Genomic DNA, 23,974 nt, shown 5'->3' with positions numbered 1-23,974 from the left:
CCGGGGTACGGAAGATCCGTACCCCGGCTGTCTACGTTATGCGGTCGGCAGACTCACTTCGCCGACTGCTGGCGCTCCACGGCCGCCTTGACCAGGCCCGCGAACAGCGGGTGGGGGCGGGTCGGGCGCGAGCGCAGCTCCGGGTGGGCCTGGGTGGCCACCAGGTAGGGGTGCACCTCGCGCGGGTACTCGACGTACTCGACGAGCTTGTTGTCCGGGGAGGTGCCGGAGAAGACGATGCCCGCCTTCTTCTCCAGCTCGCCGCGGTAGGCGTTGTTGACCTCGTAGCGGTGGCGGTGGCGCTCGTCCACGTACGCCTGGTCGCCGTAGACCTCGCGCACGATGGAACCCTCGGCGAGCTTCGCCGGGTACATGCCCAGGCGCATGGTGCCGCCCAGGTCGCCCGCGCCCTCGACGAAGGCCAGCTGCTCCTCCATCGTGGAGATGACCGGGTTGGCGGTGGAGGCGTCGAACTCGGTGGAGTTCGCGTCCTCGATGCCCGCCAGGTTCCGCGCCGCCTCGATGACCACGCACTGCAGACCCAGGCACAGGCCGAGCAGCGGGATCTTGTTCTCGCGGGCGTAGGTGATCGCGCCCACCTTGCCGTTGACACCGCGGTCGCCGAAGCCGCCGGGCACGCAGATCGCGTCCACGTCGCCGAGGACCTCGGCGGCGCCCGCCGGGGTCTTGCAGTCGTCGGAGGTGACCCACTTGATCTGGACGCGGGCCTTGTTGGCGAAGCCGCCGGCGCGCAGCGCCTCGGTCACCGACAGGTAGGCGTCGGGCAGGTCGATGTACTTGCCGACGAGCGCGACCTTGACCTCGTGGTCGGGGTTGTGGACGCGGTCCAGCAGGTCCTCCCACACCGTCCAGTCGACGTCGCGGAAGGGCAGGTCGAGCTTGCGCACGACGTAGGCGTCGAGGCCCTCGGTGTGCAGGACCTTCGGGATGTCGTAGATCGACTTGGCGTCGATCGCCGCGACCACGGCCGCCTCGTCCACGTCGCACATCAGCGAGATCTTGCGCTTGATGGAGGTGGGGACGTCGCGGTCGGCGCGCAGCACGATCGCGTCGGGCTGGATGCCGATGTTGCGCAGGGCGGCGACGGAGTGCTGGGTCGGCTTGGTCTTCAGCTCGCCGGAGGGGCCGATGTAGGGCAGCAGCGAGATGTGCACGACGAAGACGTTGTCGCGGCCGACCTCGTGGCGGACCTGGCGGACGGTCTCCAGGAACGGCAGCGACTCGATGTCGCCGACGGTGCCGCCGACCTCGGTGATGACGACGTCGACGTCCTCGGTCGCCATGCGGCGGATGCGGTGCTTGATCTCGTTGGTGATGTGCGGGATGACCTGCACGGTGTCACCGAGGTACTCGCCGCGCCGCTCCTTGGCGATGACCGTCGAGTAGACCTGGCCGGTCGTCACGTTGGCCGAGCCGTCGAGGTCCACGTCGAGGAAGCGCTCGTAGTGGCCGATGTCCAGGTCGGTCTCGGCGCCGTCGTTGGTGACGAACACCTCGCCGTGCTGGAACGGGTTCATCGTGCCCGGGTCGACGTTCAGGTACGGGTCGAGCTTCTGCATCGTGACCCGAAGACCGCGCGCCTTCAGCAGCGCACCCAGGCTGGAGGCCGTCAGGCCCTTGCCGAGGGACGAAGCGACACCCCCGGTGACGAAGATGTGCTTGGTCGTCATGGATTTGGGCGGCATCGCCAAGAGGGGGCTCCCGTGGTCGCGAAGTGAGGTGCGTCCGGCGCCGGCCACCGTCGATCCGGAGGGGTCTCAGGGGGCGCCGAAGCTGCGGTTTCGGGGCTCCTGATTCGCACAGGCAGACCACCGGTCCACGGGGTACCAGCCTATCAGCGCCGTGGGCGGTCCGCCTCCGGCCACGCGGTCCGGACGCTTCCCGGGAAGACGTCCGAGGACGAATCCGCAGCTCACCCGTTTGGCCGAGCGCCATTCTTCGGGCGCTTAAGGGGATCACTAGGGTGCCGTCATATCCTGCTCGGATATCGCACAACATCGCCGCCGAGCAGTCCGTCAGACGGCCTAACCGAGCCGCTATGCGGAATCATGGGCTCAATGCGGGGATCCCTGCACACAGGAGACCGCGCAACCGCGCAATGCAAGCGCCCTTCGGGGCGGACGTGGCCGTTCGACTGGAGATGCAACGTGTCCGGGCGCATCGAGGATTACGCACTGATCGGGGACATGCAGACCGCGGCGCTGGTCTGTCGGGACGGGGCAGTGGATTGGCTGTGCCTGCCACGTTTCGACTCCCACGCCGTGTTCGCGAGCATTCTCGGCACCGAGGATCACGGCTTCTGGCGGATCGGCCCGGCCGTACCGGCCGGCGCCGAGGCCCCGCGGGCCACCCGCCGCCGCTACCGCGGTGAGTCGCTCGTCCTGGAGTCGGAGTGGGACACGCCGCGCGGCACGGTCCGGGTGACCGACTTCATGCCGCCCCGCGAGGACCACGCGCCCCAGCTGATCCGCATCGTCGAGGGGGTCACCGGGCGCGTCCCGATGCGCTCCGCGCTGCGCATGCGTTTCAGTTACGGGCGGGTCGTGCCCTGGGTGCACAAGGTCGACGGGCGCACCGTGGCCGTCGCCGGACCGGACTCGGTCTGGCTGGACACCGACACGCAGACGTACGGCAAGGACCTGACGACGTACTCCGACTTCACGGTCCGGCCCGGCGAGCGGATGGCGTTCAGCATCAGCTGGCAGCCCTCGCACAAGGGCGCGCCGGAGCTCCCGGACGCGGGGGCGGCGCTGGAGTCGACCGTCGAGTTCTGGCGGGACTGGGTCGACCAGTGCACGTACCACGGGCCCTACCGGGAGGCCGTGGTCCGTTCCCTGATCACCCTCAAGGCCCTCACGTACGGGCCCACGGGCGGCATCGTGGCCGCGCCGACGACCTCCCTGCCGGAGGAGATCGGCGGCGTCCGCAACTGGGACTACCGCTACACCTGGCTGCGCGACGCGGCCATCACCCTCTCCTCGCTGCTGCGCACCGGCTACCGCGAGGAGGCCCGCGCCTGGCGCGAGTGGCTGCTGCGCGCGGTCGCCGGAGACCCGGAGAACCTGCAGATCATGTACGGGATCGCGGGTGAGCGGGAGCTCGGCGAGACCGAGCTGGACTGGCTGCCGGGCTACGAGAACTCGCGCCCGGTCCGCGTCGGCAACGGCGCCGCCGGGCAGCTCCAGCTCGACGTGTACGGCGAGGTCACCGAGGCCCTGCACCTGGGCCACATGACCGGACTGGCGCGCAGCGACTACGCCTCGCTGCTCCAGCTGAAGCTGATCCGCTACCTGGAGACCCACTGGGACCAGCCGGACGAGGGCATCTGGGAGGTGCGCGGCCCGCGCCGCCACTTCGTGCACTCGAAGGTGATGGCCTGGGTGGCCGTGGACCGCACGATCAAGCTGATCGAGAGCGGGGACGCGGACGGCCCGCTGGAGCGCTGGCGCGAGCTCCGCGACGAGATCCACCAGGACGTCTGCGAGAAGGGCTACGACAAGGAGCGCAACACCTTCACCCAGTCGTACGGCTCGCAGGAGCTGGACGCCTCGCTGCTGCTGATCCCGCAGATGGGCTTCCTGCCGCCGGACGACAAGCGGGTGATCGGGACCATCGAGGCGATCCAGCGCGAGCTGTCGACGCCCGACGGTTTCATCCTGCGCTACCCGACGGCGGGCGAGGAGGCCGGCGTGGACGGCCTGGAGGGCGACGAAGGGGCCTTCCTGGCGTGCTCGTTCTGGATGGCCGACGACCTGGCGATGATCGGGCGGGTGGACGAGGCGCGCCGGCTCTTCGAGAAGCTGCTGTCGCTCCGCAACGACCTGGGTCTGCTGGCGGAGGAGTGGGACCCGCGGCTCCAGCGGCAGGTGGGGAACTTCCCGCAGGCCTTCAGCCACGTTCCGCTGATCGACACCGCGCTGCGCCTGACCGCGAGCGGGGCGTACGGCGGCTGATGCCGTGACCGGAGCCCGGGCCGGGGTTCGCCGCGCCCGGGCCGGCGGGTTTCTCGCCGTGCCGGGGTGATCGCCCCCGCCTACGCTGGAAAGGTCCCATGCCCGCCCTCCGGGGAAGGAAGGGGGCAGCCATGGCTCCCCTCTCGAAGGCGGGGGCGGCCCTGGCCGCGCTCCGCGAGGACCTGTCCGGCGACGTGCTCACCCAGGACGATCCGGGGTACGACGAGGCCCGCACCGTCTTCAACGCCATGATCGACCGCAGGCCCGCCGTGATCGCGCAGTGCGAGAGCGCCGCGGACGTCGTGACGGCCGTGCGGTTCGCCAGGGATCTCGACCTGAAGATCGCGGTGCGCGGCGGCGGGCACAGCGTGGCCGGCATGGCGCTGAACGACGGCGGGCTGGTCGTGGACCTGCGGCGGATGCACGAGGTGACGGTCCATCCGGCGGCCCGGGCGGCGCACGTCGGCGGCGGGGCCACGATGAGCCACCTGGACCGGGCCTGCGAGCCGTTCGGGCTGGCGACCACGGGCGGCCGGGTCTCCACCACGGGGGTCGGCGGCTTCGTACTGGGCGGCGGCACCGGCTGGCTGGACCGGAAGTTCGGTCTGGCGGCCGACAACCTGTTGGGCGCGGAGCTGGTCACCGCCGACGGCGAGCTGGTCCACGCGACCGCCAAGGACCATCCGGAGCTGTTCTGGGGGCTGCACGGCGGCGGCGGGAACTTCGGCATCGCGACCTCGCTGACCCTGCGGCTGCACGAGCTGCCCCACATGTCGATCGCGTTCCTGCTGTTCCTGCCGGAGCGCGGGCCCGAGGTGGTCCGGGCGTTCCGGGACGTCATCGAGGCGGGACCGTCCGACGTGGGCGGCGGGGTGATCTACCTGACCGGGCCGCCCGAGGAGTTCGTGCCTCCGCACCTGGTGGGGCTGCTGCTGTGCGGCGCGCTGGTGACGTACACGGGTCCGGTGGAGGGGCTGCGCGAGCTCGCCGCCCCGGTGCTGGAGATCCCGCACGAGGTGGAGATGGTCATGGACATCCCCTACGCCGAGCTGCAGTGCATGCTCGACGACCCGCCGGGGATGCGGAACTACTGGTCGGCGGAGTACCTCACGGGTGTGCCCGACGCGTTCGTGGACGTGTTCTGCGCCCGCGCCGACTCGATGCCGGTGCCGACGGGCACCCAGCACGTGGTGTGGCCGCAGGGCGGTGCGATCGCGCAGGCGCCGGGCGACTACCCGCTGCCCTTCCGCGACGCGCCCTGGGCGGTGCACCCGTTCGGGGTCTGGGAGGACGAGGCAGACGACGAGCGCTGCCGCCAGTGGGTCAAGGACGTCCGCGCCGATGCCCTGCCGTGGAGCACCGGCGCGGTCTATCTCAACTTCACGGGCGACGAGGGCTCGGACCGGGTGGTCGCGGGCCTCGGCGAGAAGAACGTGGAGCGGCTGGCGGCGTTGAAGCGGCAGTACGACCCGGACAACGTCTTCCGCTTCAACCACAACATCCGGCCGGCCTGAGGCTCGGGCCCGAGGGTCAGCTCAGGGCGGCGATCACCTCCCGCGCCGCCCGCTCGCCCTCGGTGGCGCCGCCTTCCATGAAGCCCTGGAAGTCGTAGCTGCAGTGCTCGCCGCCGATGTGGACGTTGCCCTGCGCGGTGCCCTCGTACTTGGCGTAGCGGTGCAGGTAGCCGGTGGGCCAGTACGAGTACGCGCCGAGCGAGTACGGGTTGCGGTGCCAGGCGGAGAGCTGGGCCTTGCCGGTCCAGACGGCCTTGGTACTCGGGTAGAAGGCGTCGATGCCGGTCAGCATGCGGCCGGCGAGGACGCGTACGTAGGGGTCGGCGTCGGTGGCGAAGGGGCTGGAGGGGGTGAGCGACCCGGCGAGGGTGCCGCCGCCGTACTGGAGGAGGATGCCACCGGTGCCGGGCTGGACCTTGGTGGTGTCCCAGGTCTGCTGGACCTCGGAGTCGGTGAAGCAGTCGCCCGCGGAGACGCCCGGCCAGGGGCCGGTGCCGCGCCACGGGCGGGCGGTGAACTGCATGTTGAGCTTGGTGCAGTAGCCCATGCGCGCGTCGCGCAGCAGGTTGCGCATGAGCGGGTCGAAGCCGGCCTGCGAGGTGTCGATGCGCTGGAGGATCGGCAGCGGCACGCACAGGATGGTGTGGTCGGCGACGGTGGTGCGGGTGGATCCGGAGTCGTTGAAGGTGAGGGTCTGGGTGCCGTCGGCGTTGGCGCGTACGGCGACCAGCTCGCGGCCCATCACGATCGAACCGGCGGGCAGGGCGGCGGCGATGGCGTTCGGCAGCCGGTCGTTGCCGCCGGTGATGTGGTAGCGCTCGTTGGACAGGCCCCAGACGTTGAAGTTGCCCGGGTTGGGCTGGTAACCCATCAGCAGGACGAGGGCGAGCGCGGACTGCTGGTTGGTGTCGGCGCCGTACTCGACGTTGTAGGCCACGTCGATGAAGCGGCCGAGTTGCGAGGAGTGGCCGCCGGGGATCCGGGTCTCGATCCATTCGTACAGGGTCATGTTGTCGAGGGCGGTGCCGGCGGGCGTGCTGCTGTTCCAGGAGACCTCTCCGGCCTCCTGGAGGTCCCGGCGCAGGGCCTGGTAGACGGCCTTGAAGTCCTCGTCGGCCTGGGTGCGGGAGTAGTACTCCCCGTTGAACCAGAGGACTTCCTCGGCCCCGTTCGGGCCGCCGCCGAGGAAGTCCTCGGTGGGCAGGTTGAAGCGGCGGCAGAGCTCCAGGATCTTCTTGTGGCTGGTGTCGATCAGCTCGCCCCCGATCTCGGAGGTCTGTCCGTACGCCCAGTGGCTGCGCTGGGTCCACATCCGGCCGCCGACGCGGCTCGGGTTGGCCTCGTACAAGGTGCAGTTGACGCCCGCGTCCTTGAGGGTGAGGGCGGCGGTCAGTCCGGAGATGCCCGCGCCGACGACGGCGACGCGGGCCGGGGCGACGGGCTTCTTCTCGGGGGCGGTCTCTGCGGCGTGGGCGGCTCCGACCGCGGATCCGGCGAGGGCGGTGCCGAGGCCGAGGGCGGCGGCTCGGCCGAGGAGTTCACGGCGGGTGGATCCGCGGACCTCGGCGGCGGGCATGCCGAGGCGGTCGGCCGCGGCGTGCTCGGCGGCGAGCCGGCGCAGGGCGTGCATGAGGGGCGTACGGGCCATGGCGGGGCTCCTCAGAGGTTCGCGGCGGTGGACGAGGGATTGCCCTGTCCGGGCAGGACGGTCAGGTTCTGCTGGCCTTCGGCGTCAGCGGGCCGCTCGGCCGCGTCCTCCAGGACGATCCGGCCGATGATCTCGTAGCGTGCGGGGGCCTTCGCCTTGAGCCAGAAGCCCAGGCCGAGCCCGCCGAGGAAGACGGCGCCGACGATCCATGGGATCAGCTTGAAGAAGACCGATCCGGCGGCGGTGCCGGCCGCGGTCTCCATGTTCAGGACGAGCAGGACCACGACGGCGGTCATTCCGATGCCGCCGAGCAGCGGGGCGGTGAAGGTCTTGAACCAGTGCCGGTCCTCGGGATGGTTCTTGCGGAAGTAGCCGATGACGGCGAAGGAGCACAGCGTCTGGACGATCAGGATCGCCATCGTGCCGAGGATCGCGAGCAGCGTGTACAGGTGCAGGTACGGGTCCTGGCCGGTGAGCCAGAAGCCGGCGACGAGCGCTGTGGCGATGGCGGTCTGCACGACCGAGGCGATGTACGGGGAGCCGTGCTTGGCGTGGGTGTGGCCGAGCTTCGGCGAGAGGAAGCCCTCGCGGCCGATGGCGTAGAGGTAGCGGGCGGCGCACTGGTGGAAGGCCATGCCGCAGGCGAAGGAGCCGGTGAGCAGCAGCCACTGGAAGGCGTCGACGGCCCAGGCGCCGATGAAGGTCTGGGTGGGGGCGAAGAAGAGGTCGAGGGGGCTCGCGGAGGCGGACAGTTCGACGGACTTGGCGAGGCCGTTGCCCGCGATGGTCATCCAGGAGACGTAGATGTAGAAGAGGCCGACGCCGACGACGGAGACGAGGGTGGCCTTGGGGATGACCCGCTTGGGGTCGCGGGACTCCTCGCCGTACATGGCGGTGGACTCGAATCCGACCCAGGACCAGAAGGCGAAGAAGAGGCCGAGGCCGGCGGAGGTGCCGGTGAAGGCGTTCTTCGGGTTGACGGGTTCGAGCGGGATCCCTTCCGGGCCGCCGCCCGCGATCAGCACGGCGGTGGCCACCGCGAAGAGCACGGCGATCTCGGCGATGAGCATCACGCCGAGGGCCTTGGCGGTGAGGTTGATGTCGAAGTGCGCGAGGGCGGCGGTGACGGCCAGCATGGCGGCCGCGTAGACGATCCAGGGCAGGTCGACGCCCAGCTGGTCGTGGACGGTGGTCTTCGCGAAGTAGGAGAAGACACCGACGATCGAGGCCTCGAAGACGATGTAGGCGAGGACGGCGAGCATTCCGGAGGCCATGCCGGCGATGCGGCCGAGGCCGTGGGAGATGTATCCGTAGAAGGCTCCCGCGGCGGTGATCCGCTTGGCCATGGCCACGTAGCCGACCGCGAAGACGGTCAGGACGAGGGTGGCGAAGAGGTATCCGGCCGGGGCTCCGGTTCCGTTGCCGAAACCGACGGCGATGGGGAGGTTGCCCGTCATGGCCGTGATGGGGGCGGCGGTGGCGACGGCCATGAAGACGACGCCGACGAGGCCGACCGAGTTGGCCTTGAGTCGCTGCACCTGTGGAGCCGCGGGCGTCTGGGATGACCCGCTGGTCGTGCGTGTGCTCATGGGCTCCTCTTCCTGTGTCGGGAGGCCGCCACTCTCCACCGGCGTGACGCAGACCACAATCGGCACGCGGTCCGATAATCTCCTTGCGGAGAAGACGAGTTGTCGGTCCGGAAGAGGGGCAGATCGGGCTTTGTAACCACGAGGTGATGTCTCCGGAACACGCGGCCCGGTAGCGTCCGCGATATGGACGACCAGGGCGGAATCACAGTTCAGCGGGCACTTGAGCTGCCGGGGCTGCGCAGCGGGCTGCCGGAGGTGGTCGCCTGCGCCGACCGCCTGGGGCGCACCGTCCGCTGGGTGCACGCGGGCGAGGTGCCGAACATCGCCTCCCTCCTCAAAGGCGGCGAACTCCTCCTGACCACGGGCCTCGGCCTCGGCACCCGCCCGGCGGAACAGCGCGCCTTCGTACGGCGCCTCGCCGACCGGGGCATCGCCGCGCTGGTCGTCGAGCTCGGCCCGCGCTTCACCCGGCTCCCCGCGACCATCGTGGAAACGGCCCGCACCGCCGGCCTGCCGCTCGTCCAGCTCCACCGGGAAGTCCCGTTCGTGGCGGTGACGGAGGAGGTGCACACCGAGATCGTCAACCACCACTACGCCCTCCTCCAGCGCGCCGAGGAAGTCCACCGGCGATGTACCGAGGCCCTGTTGGGCGGCGGGGGCATCCCGCAGGTGCTGCGGATCCTGGCCGACTTCACGGGCAACCCGGTCTTCCTGGAGACCCCCGACGGCTCACTGCTGTACGCGGCCGGCAGCGGGGCCGTGGACACCGGCGCGGACCCGCTCCAGGTGTGGGAGGGACTGCGCGGCCAGCGCGAGGCCGAGCCGGCCGGGAACACGGTGGTGATCGACGTCCCGGGCGGGGGCCACGGCACGGGCTCGGTACGGGCCCGGGTGGTCCTGGTCGGGGTCACGACGCCGCTGCTGCCGGTGCACCGGATGGCGGCGGAGCGCACGGCCGGGGTGCTGGCCGTGGTCCTCATGCAGGCGCGCCAGGAGGAGGAGCTGGCGGCGCGCGGCCGGGGCGACTTCCTGACGGACCTCGCCGAGGGCCGCATCAGCGCGGAGGACGCCCCGTCGCAGGCCCGCGTCCTCGGATTCAAGCCGGGCCCCGGCCCCCTGCTCCCGGTCGTCATGCGGCTGGGCTCGGACCTCGGCCCGTCCGGCAACTGGGCGGTGCTGGCCCGCGCGGTCCTGGAGGAGCTGGCGTCGGTCGGCGTGCCGGTGCTGCTGGGCGTCCGCCCGGTGGAGGGCCGGGTGCCCCTCCTGGTATCCCTCCGTTCCGAATCGGAGCGCACGGCGGTGGCGGACCGGGTCGCGGCGGCGCTGCGGGCGGGGGTGGAGCGGGCCGGGCTGGAGCGGGCCGTCGCCCCGCCGGCCGTGGTCGTGGGCGTGGCGGGCGGCTGGGCGGCGGCCTCGGCGGGGTTGCGGCACGCGGCGGAGACCGCCACCGCGGCGCACGGCCTGCCGGCCCGGCCCTGGTACGACGCGCGCCGCCTGGACATCGACCTGCTGCTGTGGCGGCTGCGCGAACACCCGGACCTGGCGGCCTTCGTGGACCGCGCGATCGGCGCGCTGCGCACCCACGACACCACGTCCCGGCCGCCGCTCCTGCCCACCCTGGAGACGTACCTGGCCCACGCGGGCCGCAAGGCGGAGACCGCGCGCGAGCTCCACCTGAACCGGCAGACCCTGTACAACCGGCTGGCCCGCATCTCGGAGCTCCTGGGCACGGACCTGGACGACCCGGAAACGGTCCTCTCCCTGAGCCTGGCCCTCCGCGCCCGCCGCCATACTCCTTCTTGACGCGTCGCTGCTCCGCCCCAGACCCCGCGCGCCTCCAACGCCGGCGAGGCCGGGTATCCGTCGCCGCGGGCATCTCCAGCCCGTCCGGCGTTTGAGGACCGGGGGTCCGGGGGCAGCGCCCCCGGTGACGGCGCCGCACACGACAGCCCACGTCGGCGACAACCAGCCCCGCCGGCGATTGAGGCGCGGGGTGCGGGGCAGAGCCCGGGGCGGGGCCCGGCGGGGGTCAGCGGCGGCCGCGTTCCATCAGTTCGTCGTAGACCGACAGGACCTGCGCCACCGTGTCGTCCTCCGACGGCCAGGAGGCCGCCTGCGCCAGCCCGGCGGCGGCCAGCACCGCACGGCGGTCCGGGTCCGCCAGCAGGCCCGTCACGGCGGCGGCCAGGGCGTCCGCGTCCCCCGGCGGGACCAGCACCGCGCCGTCGCCGACCAGCTCCGGCACGCCCCCCACCGACGTGGCCACCAGGGCCACCCCGGCCCGCAGCGCCTCCTGCGCCAGCGGCGCCCTCGCCTCCCACCGGCTCGGCAGCACCGCCACGTCCGCCGCCGCCAGCAGCCTCGCGGCGTCCCGGCGTCGGCCCAGCAGCCGTACCGGCAGGGCCTCCGCCTCGATCCGGCGGGCGAGTTCGGCCCGCAGCGGGCCCTCCCCCGCGATCACCAGCAGCGGCGCCGGGTCCAGTGCCCGCCACTCCCGCGCCGCGTCGAGCAGCACGGAGTACCCCCGGTGCGGCACCAGGCTCCCGACCGCGATGAGCAACGGCCTTTCGACCGCGCCCAGTTCCGCCCGAACCTTGCCCGGTTCCGATACCGCCGCGGCGGCCGACACCGCCACCTGCGACAGCCTCGCGTCCCGCGCCCCGCGCCGCCGCGCGAGGTCCACCTGATCGGAGGACGGCCCCAGCACCACCGCCGCCGCCCGGGCCACGTGCCGTTCCAGCATCCGGCTCAGCCGCCCGAGTCCCCCGTCGGCCACCGGGCCGTCCCCGTGCCAGCTCACCACCAGCGGCACCCGGCGCCCCCGCAGGGCCAGCAGGGCGCGCGCTCCGGCCCGTACGCCGTGCGCGTGCACCACGTCCGCCCCCGCGCACGCCGCCCGCAGCACGCACACCGCGTCGGGCGCGAACTCCACGCCCGCGCCGGTGAAGTCGTACTCCCCCTCCGCCCGCACGGGCGCACACACCGTGACCCCGACACCGCGCGCGGCGAGTCCCGTCGCGAGGGACCGTACGTGCGCGCTGCTGCCCGCGCCGGCGGCGCCGCCGAGTACCTGGACGGTACGCAGCGGTGGCCGCCCGTAGGGCTGGGCCTGGGCGGAAACGGAGACCGGGGAGCTGCTCACGGGCCGGGGCTCCAGGATGAGGGGAGGAGTCAGAGACTCGCCAAGAATGCCAGTCCGCACGCGCGTTCCGGGCCCATACGGGTGCGGATCCCGTACGAGATACCGCCGGACACCCCCGAGCCTCACCCACACGGGCTATCCCGCGTCACCCCGGCGCCCGCCCGGACACGACGAAGGGCCCGGAGCGCGTACGCACGCCCCGGGCCCCTCTGCCGTACGTCACACGTCCGCGCGCGCCGCCGCCAGGAGTTCCTCCGCGTGGGCCCGCGCCGAGACCGAGTCCTCGTGACCGGCCAGCATCCGCGACAGCTCCCGGATCCGGTCCTCGCCCTCCAGGACCTTGACCCCGCTCCTCGTCACGGACCCGTCGTTGGTCTTCTCCACCAGCAGCTGCCGGTCCGCGAAGGCCGCGACCTGCGGCAGGTGCGTGACCACCACGACCTGCGCCGACTTGGCGAGCTTGGCGAGCCGCCGGCCGACCTCGACCGCCGCCTTGCCGCCGACTCCGGCGTCGACCTCGTCGAAGAGGTACGTCGGCACCGGGTCGGAACCCGCGAAGACGACCTCCACGGCCAGCATCACGCGGGACAGCTCACCGCCCGAGGCGCCCTTGGCGATCGGCCGCGGCTGGGCCCCGGGGTGCGGGGCCAGCAGCAGCTCGACCTCGTCCGTGCCCGAAGGGCCGTAGGCGACGGGGCGGCCGTCGACGTCCACTCCCTCGGGGTCCTCCACCTGCCGGATGTCGATGGTCACCCGCGCGTGCGGCATCGCCAGCGAGGCCAGCTCCGCCGTCACGGCGGAGGCGAACCGGGTGGCCGCCTCGACCCGCGCGTCCGTCAACGCCTGGGCCAGCAGCGACAGTTCGGAGCGCAGCCCGTCCCGCTCGGCGGTCAGTTCCGTGATCCGCTCGTCGTCGCCGTCGAGTTCCAGGAGCCGCGCCGCGCCCTTCTCGGCCCATTCCAGTACGCCGTCCACGTCGCCCGTGGTGCCGTACTTGCGGGTGAGCTGGGTGAGCGCCGCCCGCCGCTCCTCCACCGCGGCCAGCCGCAGCGGATCGGCGTCCAGGTCGTCCGCGTAACCCGCCAGCTCCCCGGCCACGTCGGCGAGCAGGATGCCCAGCTCCCCGATCCGTTCGGCGAGCGCGCCGAGCGCCGGGTCGTGGGAGCGTACGGATTCCAGTGCGCGGTGGGCGCCCGCGACGAGCGTGTTCGCGTCGATGCCCTCCGGGTCCTCCGGATTGCCCGCGAGCGCGCCGTGCGCGAGCTGCGCCGCCGAGGCCAGCGATTCGGCGTGGCCGAGCCGCTCCGCCTCCGCCGCCAGCTCGGCGTCCTCGCCGGCCACCGGCTCCACGGCCGCGACCTCGTCCAGCCCGAAGCGCAGGAGGTCCGCCTCCTGGGCCCGTTCCCGGGCCCGGGTGGTGATCTCCTCCAGCTCGACGGCGACCGCGCGCAGCCGCCGGTAGGCGGCCCCGTACTTCTCCAGCGGGACGGCGACGGCGTCACCGGCGTACCGGTCGAGGGCCTGGCGCTGCCGGGCCGGCCGCAGCAGCCCCTGCTGGTCGGTCTGCCCGTGTACGGCGACGAGGTCGTCGGCCAGCTCCCCGAGCAGGCCGACGGGGACCGAGCGGCCGCCCACGTGGGCGCGCGAGCGCCCCTCGGCGGACACGGTCCGACTGATCAGCAGGGCGCCCTCGTCGAGCTCGGCCCCGGCCTCCTCGGCGCGTACGGCCGCGGGGGCGTCCGGGCGCATGACGATACGGCCCTCGACGACGGCGGCCTTGGCCCCGATCCGTACGAGGGCCGGGTCGGCGCGACCGCCGAGCAGCAGCCCGAGGCTGGTGACGACCATCGTCTTGCCCGCGCCGGTCTCGCCGGTCACCGCGGTGAAACCGGGCGACAGCTCGACCACCGCGTCGTCGATGACCCCGAGCGACCGTATCCGCATCTCCTCAAGCACGGGACGACCATACCGAGGTTTCACGGGTGCCATGTGACGTCACCCGCCCCAAGTTCTCCGAACGGATGTGCTATTAGCTACACGGTGCGGAGCGGGTCAGTGGGGCGCCCCGCGCCAACCCGACACCGGCAGCGCGAACTTCGCGACGAGCCGGTCCGTGAAGGACGCGTGGTGCAGCCGGGCGAGCCGCACCGGCACTTCCCCGCGCCGGACCTCCACCCGGGCCCCGGCCGGCAGCTCCAGCATCCGCCGGCCGTCGCACCACAGCACACCGTGCGGCGTGCCGGTCTGCACCTCGACCGCGAGCACCGAGGTCGGCGAGGTCACCAGCGGCTTCGCGAACAGCGCGTGCGCGCTGATCGGCACCATCAACAGGGCCTCCACCTCCGGCCAGACCACCGGTCCGCCCGCGGAGAAGGCGTACGCCGTCGAGCCCGTCGGGGTCGCGCAGACGATCCCGTCGCAGCCGAAACCGGTCACCGGGCGCCCGTCGATCTCCAGGACCACCTCCAGCATCCGCTCCGGCGACACCTTCTGGACCGCGGCCTCGTTCAGCGCCCAGTCCCGGTGGACCACGTCGCCGTTGGTCCGGACGACCACGTCGAGGGTCATCCGTTCCTCGACCTCGTAGTCCCGGCTCACCACCCGCTCCACGACCTTGTCCAGGTCGTCGCGCTCGGCCTCGGCGAGGAACCCGACGCGTCCCAGGTTGACGCCCAGCATCGGCACGCCCGAGGCGCGGGCGAACTCGGCGCCGCGCAGCAGGGTCCCGTCCCCGCCCAGCACGATCAACAGCTCACAGCCGTCGAGTACGCCCGGCGTGCAGTCCTCCACGGGCTCCACCTCGGGCGGCAGCGGCAGGTCCGCCGCCTCGTGCGCGAAAACCCGCACACCGAGCCCGCACCGCAGCAGGCCCTTCACGACCAGCTCGGCACTGCGGATGGCCGCCGGCCGCCCGGTGTGCGCGAGCAGGAATACGGTCCGTTCCCCCGATGAATCTGTCACTGAGGCCCCTCCGCCACTGCACGGTCGACATCCGACGGGTCGAGTGCAGGTGCCCCCGCCCGCAGCCACAGAAAGTACTCGACGTTGCCCGACGGACCGGGCAGCGGACTCGCCGTCACGCCGAGCACTCCGAGCCCCAGCTTCCACGCCTGGGCCGCCACGTCCCGCACGGCCTCGGCCCGCAGCTCCGCGCTGCGCACCACGCCGCCGCTGCCCAGGCGCTCCTTGCCCACCTCGAACTGCGGCTTCACCATCAGCACCAGGTCCGCGTCCGGCGCGCAGCACCGCACGAGCGCCGGCAGCACCAGCCCGATCGAGATGAAGGACAGGTCCCCGACGACGAGATCCACCGGAATCCCGTCGATCAGCTCCACCGTGAGTTCACGGACGTTCGTGCGGTCCTTGACCGTGACCCGGTCGTCGCTCTGCAGCGACCACGCCAGCTGCCCGTAGCCGACGTCGACGGCCATCACATGGGCCACACCCGCCCGCAGCAGCACGTCGGTGAAGCCGCCGGTCGACGCCCCCGCGTCCAGGGCCCGCCGTCCCTCCACGAGCAGCCCCTGCGGCCGGAAGGCCGCCAGTGCCCCCGCGAGCTTGTGGCCGCCGCGCGAAACGTAGTCCGGATCACTGTCGTCCTGTCGCACGACCAGGGCCGCGCTGGTCTCCACCTGGGTGGCCGCCTTGGTCGCCGTGGCGCCGCCGACGGTCACCCGGCCCGCGGCGATCAGCTGCGCGGCGTGCTCCCGCGAGCGGGCCATGCTGCGGCGTACCAGTTCGGCGTCCAGGCGGCGGCGCGCCACTCCTGCCACGTTCGGTTCAGCTCCTGTTTTCGTAAGGTACGGGGACGGGTGGTGCGTCCAGCGCGTCGAGCGCGTGGCGCAGCCCCCTGTGTACATCCTCGTACACCTCGACGTGGCCGTCCGCCGCGAGGTGGTCCGCGTCCGCCAGCCGCGCCAGGTGCGCGTCGACGGCGTCGTGCCCCGTGGGCGTCCGTACGATCCCCAGCGGTGCGGCCCCGCCGCTCTCCGCGGGGGCCTCTTCGTCGTCCATGCCCAGACGCTACCCCGAAGCGCCCCACGACCACGCACGGCTCTGCGGTACCGTCGTGATCACGATGGCTACGATCGATGAGTGCCGAGCCGCACTCGACCAACTCTCCGAGAACCTCGCCGGCGCGGACGGCGGCGTCCGCGGCGCCGCCGCACTGGACCGCTCCCTGAGCTGCCACATCACGGACCTCGACCGGACCTTCACGGGCCGCCTCGACGGCGGCCGGATCCGCGTGGACGCGGTCACGCCGGGCCCACCGGCGACGAAGGCCGAGATCCGGCTGGCGATGACGGGTGACGACCTGGTCGCCCTGGTGGCGGGCGACCTCAAATTCGCCAAGGCCTGGACCTCGGGCCGAGTGAAGCTGGAAGCGGGCTTCCGCGACCTCCTCCGCCTGAAATCGCTGCTCTAGCCCCCCGCCGGCCAAATCCAGCCCCGCCGGCGTTTGAGGCGCGGGGCCCGGGCCGGAGCCCCGGCAGCGGCGCCGCACCCGGCACTAAACCGCCCGCACCCCTGCAGCCCCCGCAGCCCGGGCGGCCCGCCCCGCCGGCACCACCAGCGGCGTCCCGGTCTCCGGATCGGAGATCACCCGGCACCGCAGCCCGAACACCTCCTCCACGAGCTCGGCGGTGACGACCTCCCCCGGCGCGCCCTCCGCCACGACCTTCCCGCCCCGCATCGCGATCAGATGCGTCGCGTACCGGGCCGCGTGGTTGAGATCGTGCAGCACGGCCACCAGCGTCCGCCCCTGCTCTTCGTGCAGCTCCGCGCACAGGTCCAGCACGTCGATCTGGTGCTGGATGTCCAGGTACGTGGTCGGCTCGTCCAGCAGCAGCAACGGCGTCTGCTGCGCCAGCGCCATCGCGATCCACACCCGCTGCCGCTGCCCGCCCGACAGCTCGTCCACGGCCCGGTCGGCCAGCTCGGCGACCCCGGTCGAGGCCATCGACTCGCGTACGATCCGCTCGTCCTCGGGCGACCACTGCCGCAGCAGCCCCTGGTGCGGGTACCGCCCCCGCGACACGAGGTCCGCGACCGTGATCCCGTCCGGGGCGATCGAGGACTGCGGCAGCAGGCCCAGCGTCCTGGCGACCTTCTTCGCCGGCATCGACCCGATCGCCTGCCCGTCGAGCAGCACCCGCCCCGCCGTCGGCTTCAGCATCCGCGAAAGGGCCCGCAGCAGCGTGGACTTGCCGCACGCGTTGGGACCGACGATCACCGTGAAGGAGTTGTCCGGAATCTCCACCGAGAGGTTCTCGGCGATGACCCGCTCGTCGTATCCGAGGGTCACGTTCTCCGCGGTCAGCCGCTGCACTTGAGCACTCCTGAGGTTCATATACGTCCCGCCTTGCGCTCGGTGACGAGCAGCCAGAGCAGATACACACCGCCGACGATTCCGGTCACCACGCCCACCGGGAGCTGGTCGGCGCCGAAGGCCCGCTGCGAGGCCCAGTCCGACACCAGCAGCAGCACCGAGCCCATCAGGCCCGCGGACAGCAGGTTCGCCCCGGGCGACCGGGTCAGCCGCCGGACGAGTTGCGGCGCGGCCAGCGCCACGAAGCTGATCGGCCCGGCCGCCGCGCTCGCCGCCGTCGTGAGGAGGATCGCCCCGAGCATGAGCAGCAGCCGCGTGCGCTCCACCCGTACCCCGAGGGCGTGGGCGGCGTCGTCGCCCATCTCCATCATCCGCAGGGCCCGGCCCTGGAAAAGGATCAGCGGGAAGAGCACCGCGCACACCCCCAGCAGCGGCCAGACCTGCGCCCAGTCCCGGCCGGCCAGGGAGCCGGTCAGCCAGACCATCGCGCGGGTGGCCTCGACCATCTGGGCCTTGGTGATCAGGTACTGGATCAGCGCGATGAGCACGGCGGAGGCGCCGATGCCCACGAGCACGAGCCGGTAGCCGTGGATCCCCCGCTTGTACGCCAGCAGGTACACGGCGATCCCGGCCAGCACCCCGCCGAGCAGCGCGCCGACGGCGACCTCGGTGGCGTCGCCCTTGAACAGGATGATGACGACGAGCGCGCCGACCGCCGACCCGTACCCGAAGCCGAGCAGGTCAGGGGAGCCGAGCGGGTTGCGGGAGACGGACTGGAAGACCGCCCCCGCCATTCCGAGGGCCGCGCCGACGAGCAGCGCGACCAGGACCCGCGGCAGCCGCAGGTCGTTGACGATGAAGTCGTTGGCGGGGCTGCCGTTGCCCAGCAGGGTCTGTACGACGTCCCACGGCCCGATCGGGAAGTCGCCGGTGCCGATGAGCAGTACGGCCATCGCGAACGCCGCGACGACGAGCAGCACCCCGACTCCCAGGGCGCGCCGTTCGACGCGCAGGGAGATCCCGCCGGGGAGGCTCAGCCGGCGGGCCTTGGCGGTCACGGTCACAGCTGGGCCATCCTCTTGCGCCGGACGAGGTAGATGAAGACGGGCCCGCCGACGAGCGCGGTGACGATGCCGACCTGGAGTTCGGCGGGCCGGGTGACGACCCGTCCGATGACGTCGGCGCCGAGCAGCAGCACGGGCGAGAGCACCGCCGAGTAGGCGAGCACCCAGCGCATGTCGGGGCCGGTGAAGGCCCGCACCAGGTGCGGGACCATCAGCCCGACGAAGACGATCGGGCCGCAGGCGGCCGTCGCCGCCCCGCACAGCAGGGTGATGGCGACCATGGCGCCGATCCGGGTCCGCGTCAGATGGGCGCCGAGGGCCCTCGCGGTGTCGTCGCCCAGGGCCATCGCGTTGAGCGAGCGGCCCAGCGTCAGCGCGAGCACGGCGCCGACCAGCAGGAACGGTGCCACCTGGCGGACGGTGTCCATGGTGGCCGAGGACAGCGAACCCACGGTCCAGAAGCGCAGCTTGTCCAGCGCCTTGCTGTCCATCAGCTGTACGGCGTTGATGTAGCCGACGAGGGCCGCGCCGGCCGCCGTACCCGCGAGGGCGAGGCGCACGGGGGTCGCGCTGCGGCTGCCCCCGAGCACGTAGACGACGACCGAGACGACGGCGGCGCCGAGGAAGGCCCACCACACGAACTCGCTCAGCGAGCTCGCCCCGAGGAAACTGATCGCCGAGACGACGGCGGCGGCGGCGCCCGCGTTGACGCCGAGGATGCCCGGTTCGGCGAGCGGGTTGCGGGTCAGCGCCTGCATCACCGCCCCGGAGAGACCGAGCGCGAGCCCGACCATCAGCCCGAGCAGGGTGCGCGGGACCCGCAGGTCCCGCACCACCACGTCGGAGGTCGTCCCCGAGTAGTCGAACAGGCCGTGCCAGACCTCGTCGAGGGGCATCTGCTTGGCGCCCACGGCGATGCTCAGGACGGCGATCAGGGCCAGCACCACGAGGGCGGCCACAAGACCGGCGACGCGCGGGGCGTGCCGCGGCCGGGCGACGACGGCAGACGACTGCGCCGTGCCCGGTCCGGGTTCGGGGGGACTCTCAACCAACACGCGAGTTAGGTTAGCCTACCCTGAACCCATTCCGGATCACCCGAACGGCCCCCACGGCCCGCGCGACCCGGACGACCCGCACGCCGCCGACGGCTACACCGCCCCGCCCCGTGCGCCGCGATCACCACAGCCGTCGTGCGCCCCGACCCCGGCACCCCGCCGCCGGCGCGCAGCCACCGCCAGGCCACCGATCCCGCTGCCCGCCCCGGCGGGCCCCGGCCTAAAGCCCCAGCCTGGCCAGCGCCTTCTCCGCGTCCAGGGCGCAGACCCCGTCCCCGGCCTCCGTCCAGGCCGCCGCGCACAAGGCCCGCAGCCCGTCGAGCGGATCGCCGCCCTCACCGCGCAGCTCCAGCACCCGGCCGTCCACCGCGACCGCGGTCCAGCCCCCGCAGCGGAAGCCCTCCGCGGTCCGCTCCACCGCAGGCTGGCCGGTCAACAGCCCCCGCAGGTCCCGGTCCACGTACGTCGGCCGGTGCCGCGGCTCCGCCCGCACCAGCTGCGCCGCGTCCGTCACCCCGGTCAGCACCAGCAGCGAGTCCACCTCTCCGTTGAAGGCGCCCTCGATGTCGGTGTCCAGCCGGTCCCCGACCACCAGCGGCCGCCGCGCCCCGGTGCGCAGCACCGTCTCCCGGTGCATGGGGGGCAGCGGCTTGCCCGCCACCTGCGGCTCGGCGCCCGTGGCGATGCGCACGACCTCCACCGCGGCCCCGTTGCCCGGCGCGATCCCGCGCGCCCCCGGGATCGTCAGGTCGGTGTTGGACGCGTACCACGGCACCCCGCGGTTGATCGCGTACGAGGCCTCCGCGAACCGGCCCCACGCCAGGTCGGGCCCCCCGTACCCCTGGACGACCGCCGCGAGCCCTTCCTCCTCGGCCGACTCCACCGGCACCAGGCCCCGCTCGCGCAGCGCGACCCGCAATCCCTCCCCGCCGATCACCAGCACCTTCGACCCCGGCTCCACCTGCTCCGCGATCAGCCGGGCCACCGCCTGCGCCGAGGTGATCACCTCGCCCGCCTCGGTCGGGATGCCCAGCTCGCCCAAGTGCTCGGCGACCGCGTCCGGCGTGCGGAGCGCGTTGTTCGTCACGTAGGCGAGGTGCATCCCCTCCGAGCGGGCCACCGCGAGGGAGTCCACGGCGTGCGCGATGGCCTCCCCGCCCGCGTAGACCACGCCGTCGAGGTCGAGCAGAGCCGTGTCGTACGCCTGGTGCAGACTCCGCTCACTCGCCGCGGGACTGGTCCTGCTCTGCCGGGTCATCCTGTCGGCTCCTCATAAGATCGCTCTTGTCCGATTCCGTACTCCCCCGATCATCCCGCATGGCGAGACGCGACTTACCATGCACCAATGACCTCTTCTGGCACCGCGGACCATGGCCTGCGCCTGATCCCCTTCAATGGCCTGCGCTACGTCCCGGAGCGTGTCGGCAGCCTCGCCGCCGTCACCTCGCCTCCGTACGACGTGGTCGTGCGCCCGGACGGGGTCGATCACCTGCAATCAGCGGACCCGCACAACATCGTCCGCCTGATCCTCCCCCAGGCCGGCACCCCGGCCGCGCGCAACGAGCAGGCGGCGCGCACCCTGCACCACTGGATCGCCGAAGGCATCCTCAGCGCCGACCCCGAGCCCGCTCTGTACGTGTACGAGCAGCGCAAGCCCGGTCTGCTCCAGCGCGGCATCATCGGCGCGCTCGCCCTGTCCACCGCCGAGGAGGGCATCGTCCTCCCCCACGAGGACGTCATGCCGGACGTGGTCACCGACCGCGCCGGCCTGATGCGGGCCACCGCCGCCAATCTCGAACCCCTCCTGCTCACCTACCGCGGCGACGACCCGGCGGCGGGCGCGGCGGCGGTCGTCGAGCGCGCGGCCCAGGGCACACCCCTCCTGTCGACCACCACCGAGGACGGCGTCCAGCACCGCCTCTGGGCCGTCACGGACCCGGCCGAGCTGGCCACCATGACGGCCGATCTCAGCCACCGCCAGGCCCTCATCGCCGACGGCCACCACCGCTGGGCCACCTACCTGCGCCTCCAGGAGGAGCACGGCTCCCCCACCGCGTGGGACTTCGGCCTGGTCCTCCTCGTGGACACCGCCCGCTACCCCCTCCAGGTCCGGGCGATCCACCGCATGCTGCGCCGCCTCCCCGTCGCGGACGCCCTGGCCGCACTCGCCGGCCGGTTCCGGATCCGCCCGGTCGAGGGACCGCTCCCGCTGGCCCTGGAGACCCTCGCGGACGCCGCGGAGCGGGGCAACGCCTTCCTCCTCACCGGCGACGGCACCTTCCACCTCGTCACCGACCCCGACCTGGACCTCCTCGACCGCACGGTCCGGCACGACCGCCCCGAGGCCTGGCGCCGGCTGGACGCCACGGTGCTGCACGCGACCCTGCTCGACGCCCTGTGGCACGTCCCGGACACCCCGGACCAGATCGCCTACATCCACGACGCCTCGGCCACCGTGGAACAGGCGGAGCGCCACGGCGGCACCGCGGTCCTCCTGCACCCCGTACGGGAGGAAGTCGTACGGGACCTGGCCCGCCAGGGCGTCACCATGCCCCGCAAGTCCACCTCCTTCGGCCCCAAGCCGGCGACGGGCCTGGTCCTGCGCGGCCTCGGCTGACCTGCTCCGGACATGCGAAAGGGCGGTACCCCGACCGGGGTACCGCCCTTCCTCACATCACCCCGCGTCAGCCCTTGTCGGCCTCTGCGTCGGCGTCGGCCGCGGACTGCTCCAGCGGCTCGTACTCCTCGTCGTCCTCGTCGTAGTACTCGGTGACGTCGGCGGCGCGCTCGGCCGCGGCGACCTCCGCCGCGTCCTCGTCCTCGTCGTCCTCGTCGTCCTCATCCAGGTCGACGTCGTCGGCCGGCTCGACCGCGGCGTCGACGAACTCGACACCGTCGATCTCGGCGAGACGGTCGGAGGCGTCGGTCGCCCCGTCCTTGTCGGCCTCGAGGGTCTTCGCGAACCACTCGCGCGCCTCTTCCTCACGACCGGCCGCCAGCAGGGCGTCGGCGTAGGCGTAGCGCAGGCGCGCGGTCCAGGGCTGGACGCTGTTGGACGCCAGCTCCGGGCTCTGCAGGGTCACGATGGCGGCGTCGAGCTGCCCCTGGTCCCGCCGGGCACCGGCCGCGACCAGACGCATCTCGACCTGGCCGGCCTTGTCCAGCTTCTGCACCTCGGGCTCGCCGGCCATCGCCAGCGCCCGCTCGGGGCGGCCGAGGCCGCGCTCGCAGTCGGCCATGACGGGCCACAGCTCCACGGAGCCGGTCATGCGCTTGGCCGCACGGAACTCCGCGAGGGCCTCGCTGTACTTCTGCGTCGCGTACGCGGCGAAGCCGGCGGCCTCGCGCACGGCGGCGACGCGGGAAGCCAGCCGCAGGGCGATGCGCGAGTACGCGTACGCCTGCTCGGGGTCCTCGTCGATCAGCCGGGCCACCATGACCAGGTTCTTGGAGACTTCCTCGGCCAGGCCCTTGGGCAGGCTCAGCAGCTCCTGACGCACGTCGGCGTCGATCTCGAGGCCGGTGACGTCCTCGTCGATCGGAAGCCGCTTGACCGGGTCCCGGTCGCGGTCGCCACGGTAGTCGCGGTCGCCGCCGCGGTCATCGCGACCACGGTAGCCACCACGGTCGTCACGGCCGCCACGGTACCCACCACGGTCGCCGCCGCGGTCATCGCGACGCGGGTACGACGGACGGTCCCCACCACGGTCATCACGGCGCGGGTAGGAGGGACGGTCGCCGCCACGGTCGTCACGACCACCACGGAACCCACCACGGTCATCGTCCCGACGGGGGTACGAGGGACGCCCACCACGGTCGTCGTCCCGACGGGGGTAGCTCGGACGGTCCCCACCGCGGTCATCACGGCGCGGGTAGGAGGGACGGTCGCCGCCACGGTCGTCACGACCACCACGGAACCCGCCACGGTCGTCATCGCGACGGGGGTACGAGGGACGCCCGCCACGGTCGTCGTCGCGGCGCGGGTACGAGGGACGCTCGCCCCGGTCGTCACGACGCGGGTAGCTCGGACGGTCCCCACCGCGGTCATCGCGGCGCGGGTAGGAGGGACGGTCGCCGCCACGGTCGTCACGACCGCCACGGAACCCACCACGGTCGTCGTCCCGACGCGGGTAGCTCGGACGATCCCCACCACGGTCATCGCGACGGAAGCCGCCGCCACCACCACTCGGGCGGTCGCCGCGGTCGTCACGGCGGAAGCCACCGCCGCCGCCCGCGCCGGCGGGACGGCCACCGCGGTCATCGCGGCGGTAACCGCCGCCACCGGCCGGCCGGCCACCACGGTCGTCACGACGGAACGCGGGACGGTCGCCACCACGGTCGTCACGGCCCCCGCGGTAGCCGCCCCTGTCACCGCCGTCGTTGCGCCGAGGCTCGCGCTCCGGACGATCGTCGGGATAGTTGGACATGGGTGTGACTCCTGTCTTCGGGGTACCGCTAGTCATTCTCGCGCAACCAACCCATGGCCGCGCTTCGGCGTAATTCGAGGCAAAACAAAAAGGACCCTTGGTCCAGCGTTGAACGCTGGACCAAGGGTCCTTTGAAAGATTGTTCGGCGGCGTCCTACTCTCCCACAGGGTCCCCCCTGCAGTACCATCGGCGCTGAAAGGCTTAGCTTCCGGGTTCGGAATGTAACCGGGC

19 protein-coding genes and 1 rRNA gene are annotated in these 23,974 nt (G+C 72.6%); 5 read left to right on the top strand and 15 right to left on the bottom strand.

Annotation, left to right across the window (positions count from 1 at the left end; genetic code table 11):
* Positions 1-53 precede the first annotated feature (53 nt).
* The gene (locus ACFYZL_RS16225; RefSeq protein WP_384756997.1) at positions 54-1,706 is read right to left on the bottom strand and encodes a CTP synthase; all 1,653 of its coding nucleotides are present in this window, start codon (positions 1,704-1,706) and stop codon (positions 54-56) included.
* A 501-nt stretch (positions 1,707-2,207) separates the two neighbouring features.
* On the opposite strand from ACFYZL_RS16225, the gene ACFYZL_RS16220 reads away from it, so the two are divergent.
* On the top strand, positions 2,208-3,974 hold the full coding sequence (locus ACFYZL_RS16220) for a glycoside hydrolase family 15 protein (RefSeq protein WP_384757011.1): 1,767 nt from the start codon (positions 2,208-2,210) through the stop codon (positions 3,972-3,974).
* Between the two features lie 131 nt (positions 3,975-4,105).
* Entirely contained in the window at positions 4,106-5,488 is a 1,383-nt protein-coding gene (locus tag ACFYZL_RS16215) for an FAD-binding oxidoreductase (RefSeq protein ID WP_388679484.1), read from the top strand.
* A 16-nt stretch (positions 5,489-5,504) separates the two neighbouring features.
* Here the strand turns inward: ACFYZL_RS16215 and ACFYZL_RS16210 are convergent, their stop codons facing one another.
* Positions 5,505-7,136 carry a flavin monoamine oxidase family protein gene (locus tag ACFYZL_RS16210; RefSeq protein WP_388679481.1) on the bottom strand — a complete coding sequence of 544 codons (1,632 nt, stop codon included), beginning with the start codon at positions 7,134-7,136 and terminating at the stop codon, positions 5,505-5,507.
* 11 nt (positions 7,137-7,147) lie between these two features.
* Complete coding sequence (locus ACFYZL_RS16205; protein ID WP_384757005.1) at positions 7,148-8,725, bottom strand: APC family permease; 1,578 nt, start codon at positions 8,723-8,725, stop codon at positions 7,148-7,150.
* Between the two features lie 183 nt (positions 8,726-8,908).
* Here ACFYZL_RS16205 and ACFYZL_RS16200 point away from each other — a divergent pair, with 183 nt between their 5' ends.
* The gene (locus tag ACFYZL_RS16200) at positions 8,909-10,528 is read left to right on the top strand and encodes a PucR family transcriptional regulator (protein ID WP_384757008.1); all 1,620 of its coding nucleotides are present in this window, start codon (positions 8,909-8,911) and stop codon (positions 10,526-10,528) included.
* A 226-nt stretch (positions 10,529-10,754) separates the two neighbouring features.
* Here the strand turns inward: ACFYZL_RS16200 and ACFYZL_RS16195 are convergent, their stop codons facing one another.
* The 5 genes from ACFYZL_RS16195 to ACFYZL_RS16175 all read right to left on the bottom strand — a co-directional run bounded on the left by ACFYZL_RS16195 (position 10,755) and on the right by ACFYZL_RS16175 (position 15,881).
* Positions 10,755-11,867 (bottom strand): glycosyltransferase family 4 protein, encoded by a 1,113-nt coding sequence (locus ACFYZL_RS16195; RefSeq protein ID WP_384756512.1) that lies wholly within the window; start codon positions 11,865-11,867, stop codon positions 10,755-10,757.
* 219 nt (positions 11,868-12,086) lie between these two features.
* Positions 12,087-13,811 (bottom strand): DNA repair protein RecN, encoded by a 1,725-nt coding sequence (gene recN / locus ACFYZL_RS16190; protein WP_384756521.1) that lies wholly within the window; start codon positions 13,809-13,811, stop codon positions 12,087-12,089.
* Positions 13,812-13,919: 108 nt separating this feature from the next.
* Positions 13,920-14,828 (bottom strand): NAD kinase, encoded by a 909-nt coding sequence (locus ACFYZL_RS16185; RefSeq protein ID WP_384756510.1) that lies wholly within the window; start codon positions 14,826-14,828, stop codon positions 13,920-13,922.
* Complete coding sequence (locus ACFYZL_RS16180) at positions 14,825-15,640, bottom strand: TlyA family RNA methyltransferase (RefSeq protein ID WP_384756507.1); 816 nt, start codon at positions 15,638-15,640, stop codon at positions 14,825-14,827. The genes ACFYZL_RS16185 and ACFYZL_RS16180 overlap by 4 nt, the downstream gene beginning before the upstream one ends.
* 7 nt (positions 15,641-15,647) lie before the next feature.
* Positions 15,648-15,881, bottom strand: a complete 234-nt coding sequence (locus ACFYZL_RS16175) for a hypothetical protein (RefSeq protein WP_384756504.1) — start codon at positions 15,879-15,881, stop codon at positions 15,648-15,650.
* 64 nt (positions 15,882-15,945) lie between these two features.
* Here ACFYZL_RS16175 and ACFYZL_RS16170 point away from each other — a divergent pair, with 64 nt between their 5' ends.
* On the top strand, positions 15,946-16,293 hold the full coding sequence (locus ACFYZL_RS16170; protein WP_384756502.1) for an SCP2 sterol-binding domain-containing protein: 348 nt from the start codon (positions 15,946-15,948) through the stop codon (positions 16,291-16,293).
* An 84-nt stretch (positions 16,294-16,377) separates the two neighbouring features.
* On the opposite strand, the gene ACFYZL_RS16165 is transcribed toward ACFYZL_RS16170, so the two are convergent.
* The 4 genes from ACFYZL_RS16165 to ACFYZL_RS16150 all read right to left on the bottom strand — a co-directional run bounded on the left by ACFYZL_RS16165 (position 16,378) and on the right by ACFYZL_RS16150 (position 20,573).
* Positions 16,378-17,217, bottom strand: a complete 840-nt coding sequence (locus ACFYZL_RS16165; RefSeq protein WP_384756499.1) for an ABC transporter ATP-binding protein — start codon at positions 17,215-17,217, stop codon at positions 16,378-16,380.
* Complete coding sequence (locus ACFYZL_RS16160) at positions 17,214-18,254, bottom strand: FecCD family ABC transporter permease (protein ID WP_384756518.1); 1,041 nt, start codon at positions 18,252-18,254, stop codon at positions 17,214-17,216. Before ACFYZL_RS16160 ends, ACFYZL_RS16165 begins: the two co-directional genes overlap by 4 nt.
* Before the next feature lie 2 nt (positions 18,255-18,256).
* Complete coding sequence (locus ACFYZL_RS16155) at positions 18,257-19,315, bottom strand: FecCD family ABC transporter permease (RefSeq protein ID WP_384756497.1); 1,059 nt, start codon at positions 19,313-19,315, stop codon at positions 18,257-18,259.
* 220 nt (positions 19,316-19,535) lie between these two features.
* Positions 19,536-20,573: an HAD hydrolase-like protein gene (locus tag ACFYZL_RS16150; RefSeq protein ID WP_384756494.1), complete on the bottom strand. Its 1,038-nt coding sequence runs from the start codon at positions 20,571-20,573 to the stop codon at positions 19,536-19,538.
* 87 nt (positions 20,574-20,660) lie between these two features.
* Here ACFYZL_RS16150 and ACFYZL_RS16145 point away from each other — a divergent pair, with 87 nt between their 5' ends.
* Positions 20,661-21,932 (top strand): DUF1015 family protein, encoded by a 1,272-nt coding sequence (locus ACFYZL_RS16145; protein WP_388679472.1) that lies wholly within the window; start codon positions 20,661-20,663, stop codon positions 21,930-21,932.
* A 67-nt stretch (positions 21,933-21,999) separates the two neighbouring features.
* On the opposite strand, the gene ACFYZL_RS16140 is transcribed toward ACFYZL_RS16145, so the two are convergent.
* From ACFYZL_RS16140 to rrf, 3 genes are all read right to left on the bottom strand, one after another.
* On the bottom strand, positions 22,000-22,815 hold the full coding sequence (locus ACFYZL_RS16140) for a tetratricopeptide repeat protein (RefSeq protein WP_384756515.1): 816 nt from the start codon (positions 22,813-22,815) through the stop codon (positions 22,000-22,002).
* Positions 22,797-23,660 (bottom strand): hypothetical protein, encoded by an 864-nt coding sequence (locus tag ACFYZL_RS16135; protein ID WP_388679469.1) that lies wholly within the window; start codon positions 23,658-23,660, stop codon positions 22,797-22,799. The genes ACFYZL_RS16140 and ACFYZL_RS16135 overlap by 19 nt, the downstream gene beginning before the upstream one ends.
* A 223-nt stretch (positions 23,661-23,883) precedes the next feature.
* Positions 23,884-23,974, bottom strand: a 5S ribosomal RNA gene (gene rrf, locus ACFYZL_RS16130); the annotation flags it as partial.

The organism is Streptomyces sp. NPDC001717, from assembly GCF_042892775.1.
In the GTDB taxonomy this organism is placed as follows: Bacteria; Actinomycetota; Actinomycetes; order Streptomycetales; family Streptomycetaceae; genus Streptomyces.
The sequence above is the reverse complement of the archived record's forward strand: the minus strand, read 5'-3'. Positions and strand labels throughout refer to the sequence as shown.

Bases quoted from the DNA above. Each gene is read 5' to 3' on its own strand.
- ACFYZL_RS16225 (WP_384756997.1), bottom strand. From the start codon at position 1,706: ATGCCGCCCAAATCCATGACGACCAAGCACATCTTCGTCACCGGGGGT.
- ACFYZL_RS16220 (WP_384757011.1), top strand. From the start codon at position 2,208: ATGCAGACCGCGGCGCTGGTCTGTCGGGACGGGGCAGTGGATTGGCTG.
- ACFYZL_RS16215 (WP_388679484.1), top strand. From the start codon at position 4,106: ATGGCTCCCCTCTCGAAGGCGGGGGCGGCCCTGGCCGCGCTCCGCGAG.
- ACFYZL_RS16210 (WP_388679481.1), bottom strand. From the start codon at position 7,136: ATGGCCCGTACGCCCCTCATGCACGCCCTGCGCCGGCTCGCCGCCGAG.
- ACFYZL_RS16205 (WP_384757005.1), bottom strand. From the start codon at position 8,725: ATGAGCACACGCACGACCAGCGGGTCATCCCAGACGCCCGCGGCTCCA.
- ACFYZL_RS16200 (WP_384757008.1), top strand. From the start codon at position 8,909: ATGGACGACCAGGGCGGAATCACAGTTCAGCGGGCACTTGAGCTGCCG.
- recN (WP_384756521.1), bottom strand. From the start codon at position 13,811: ATGCGGATACGGTCGCTCGGGGTCATCGACGACGCGGTGGTCGAGCTG.
- ACFYZL_RS16175 (WP_384756504.1), bottom strand. From the start codon at position 15,881: ATGGACGACGAAGAGGCCCCCGCGGAGAGCGGCGGGGCCGCACCGCTG.
- ACFYZL_RS16170 (WP_384756502.1), top strand. From the start codon at position 15,946: ATGGCTACGATCGATGAGTGCCGAGCCGCACTCGACCAACTCTCCGAG.
- ACFYZL_RS16165 (WP_384756499.1), bottom strand. From the start codon at position 17,217: ATGAACCTCAGGAGTGCTCAAGTGCAGCGGCTGACCGCGGAGAACGTG.
- ACFYZL_RS16150 (WP_384756494.1), bottom strand. From the start codon at position 20,573: ATGACCCGGCAGAGCAGGACCAGTCCCGCGGCGAGTGAGCGGAGTCTG.
- ACFYZL_RS16145 (WP_388679472.1), top strand. From the start codon at position 20,661: ATGACCTCTTCTGGCACCGCGGACCATGGCCTGCGCCTGATCCCCTTC.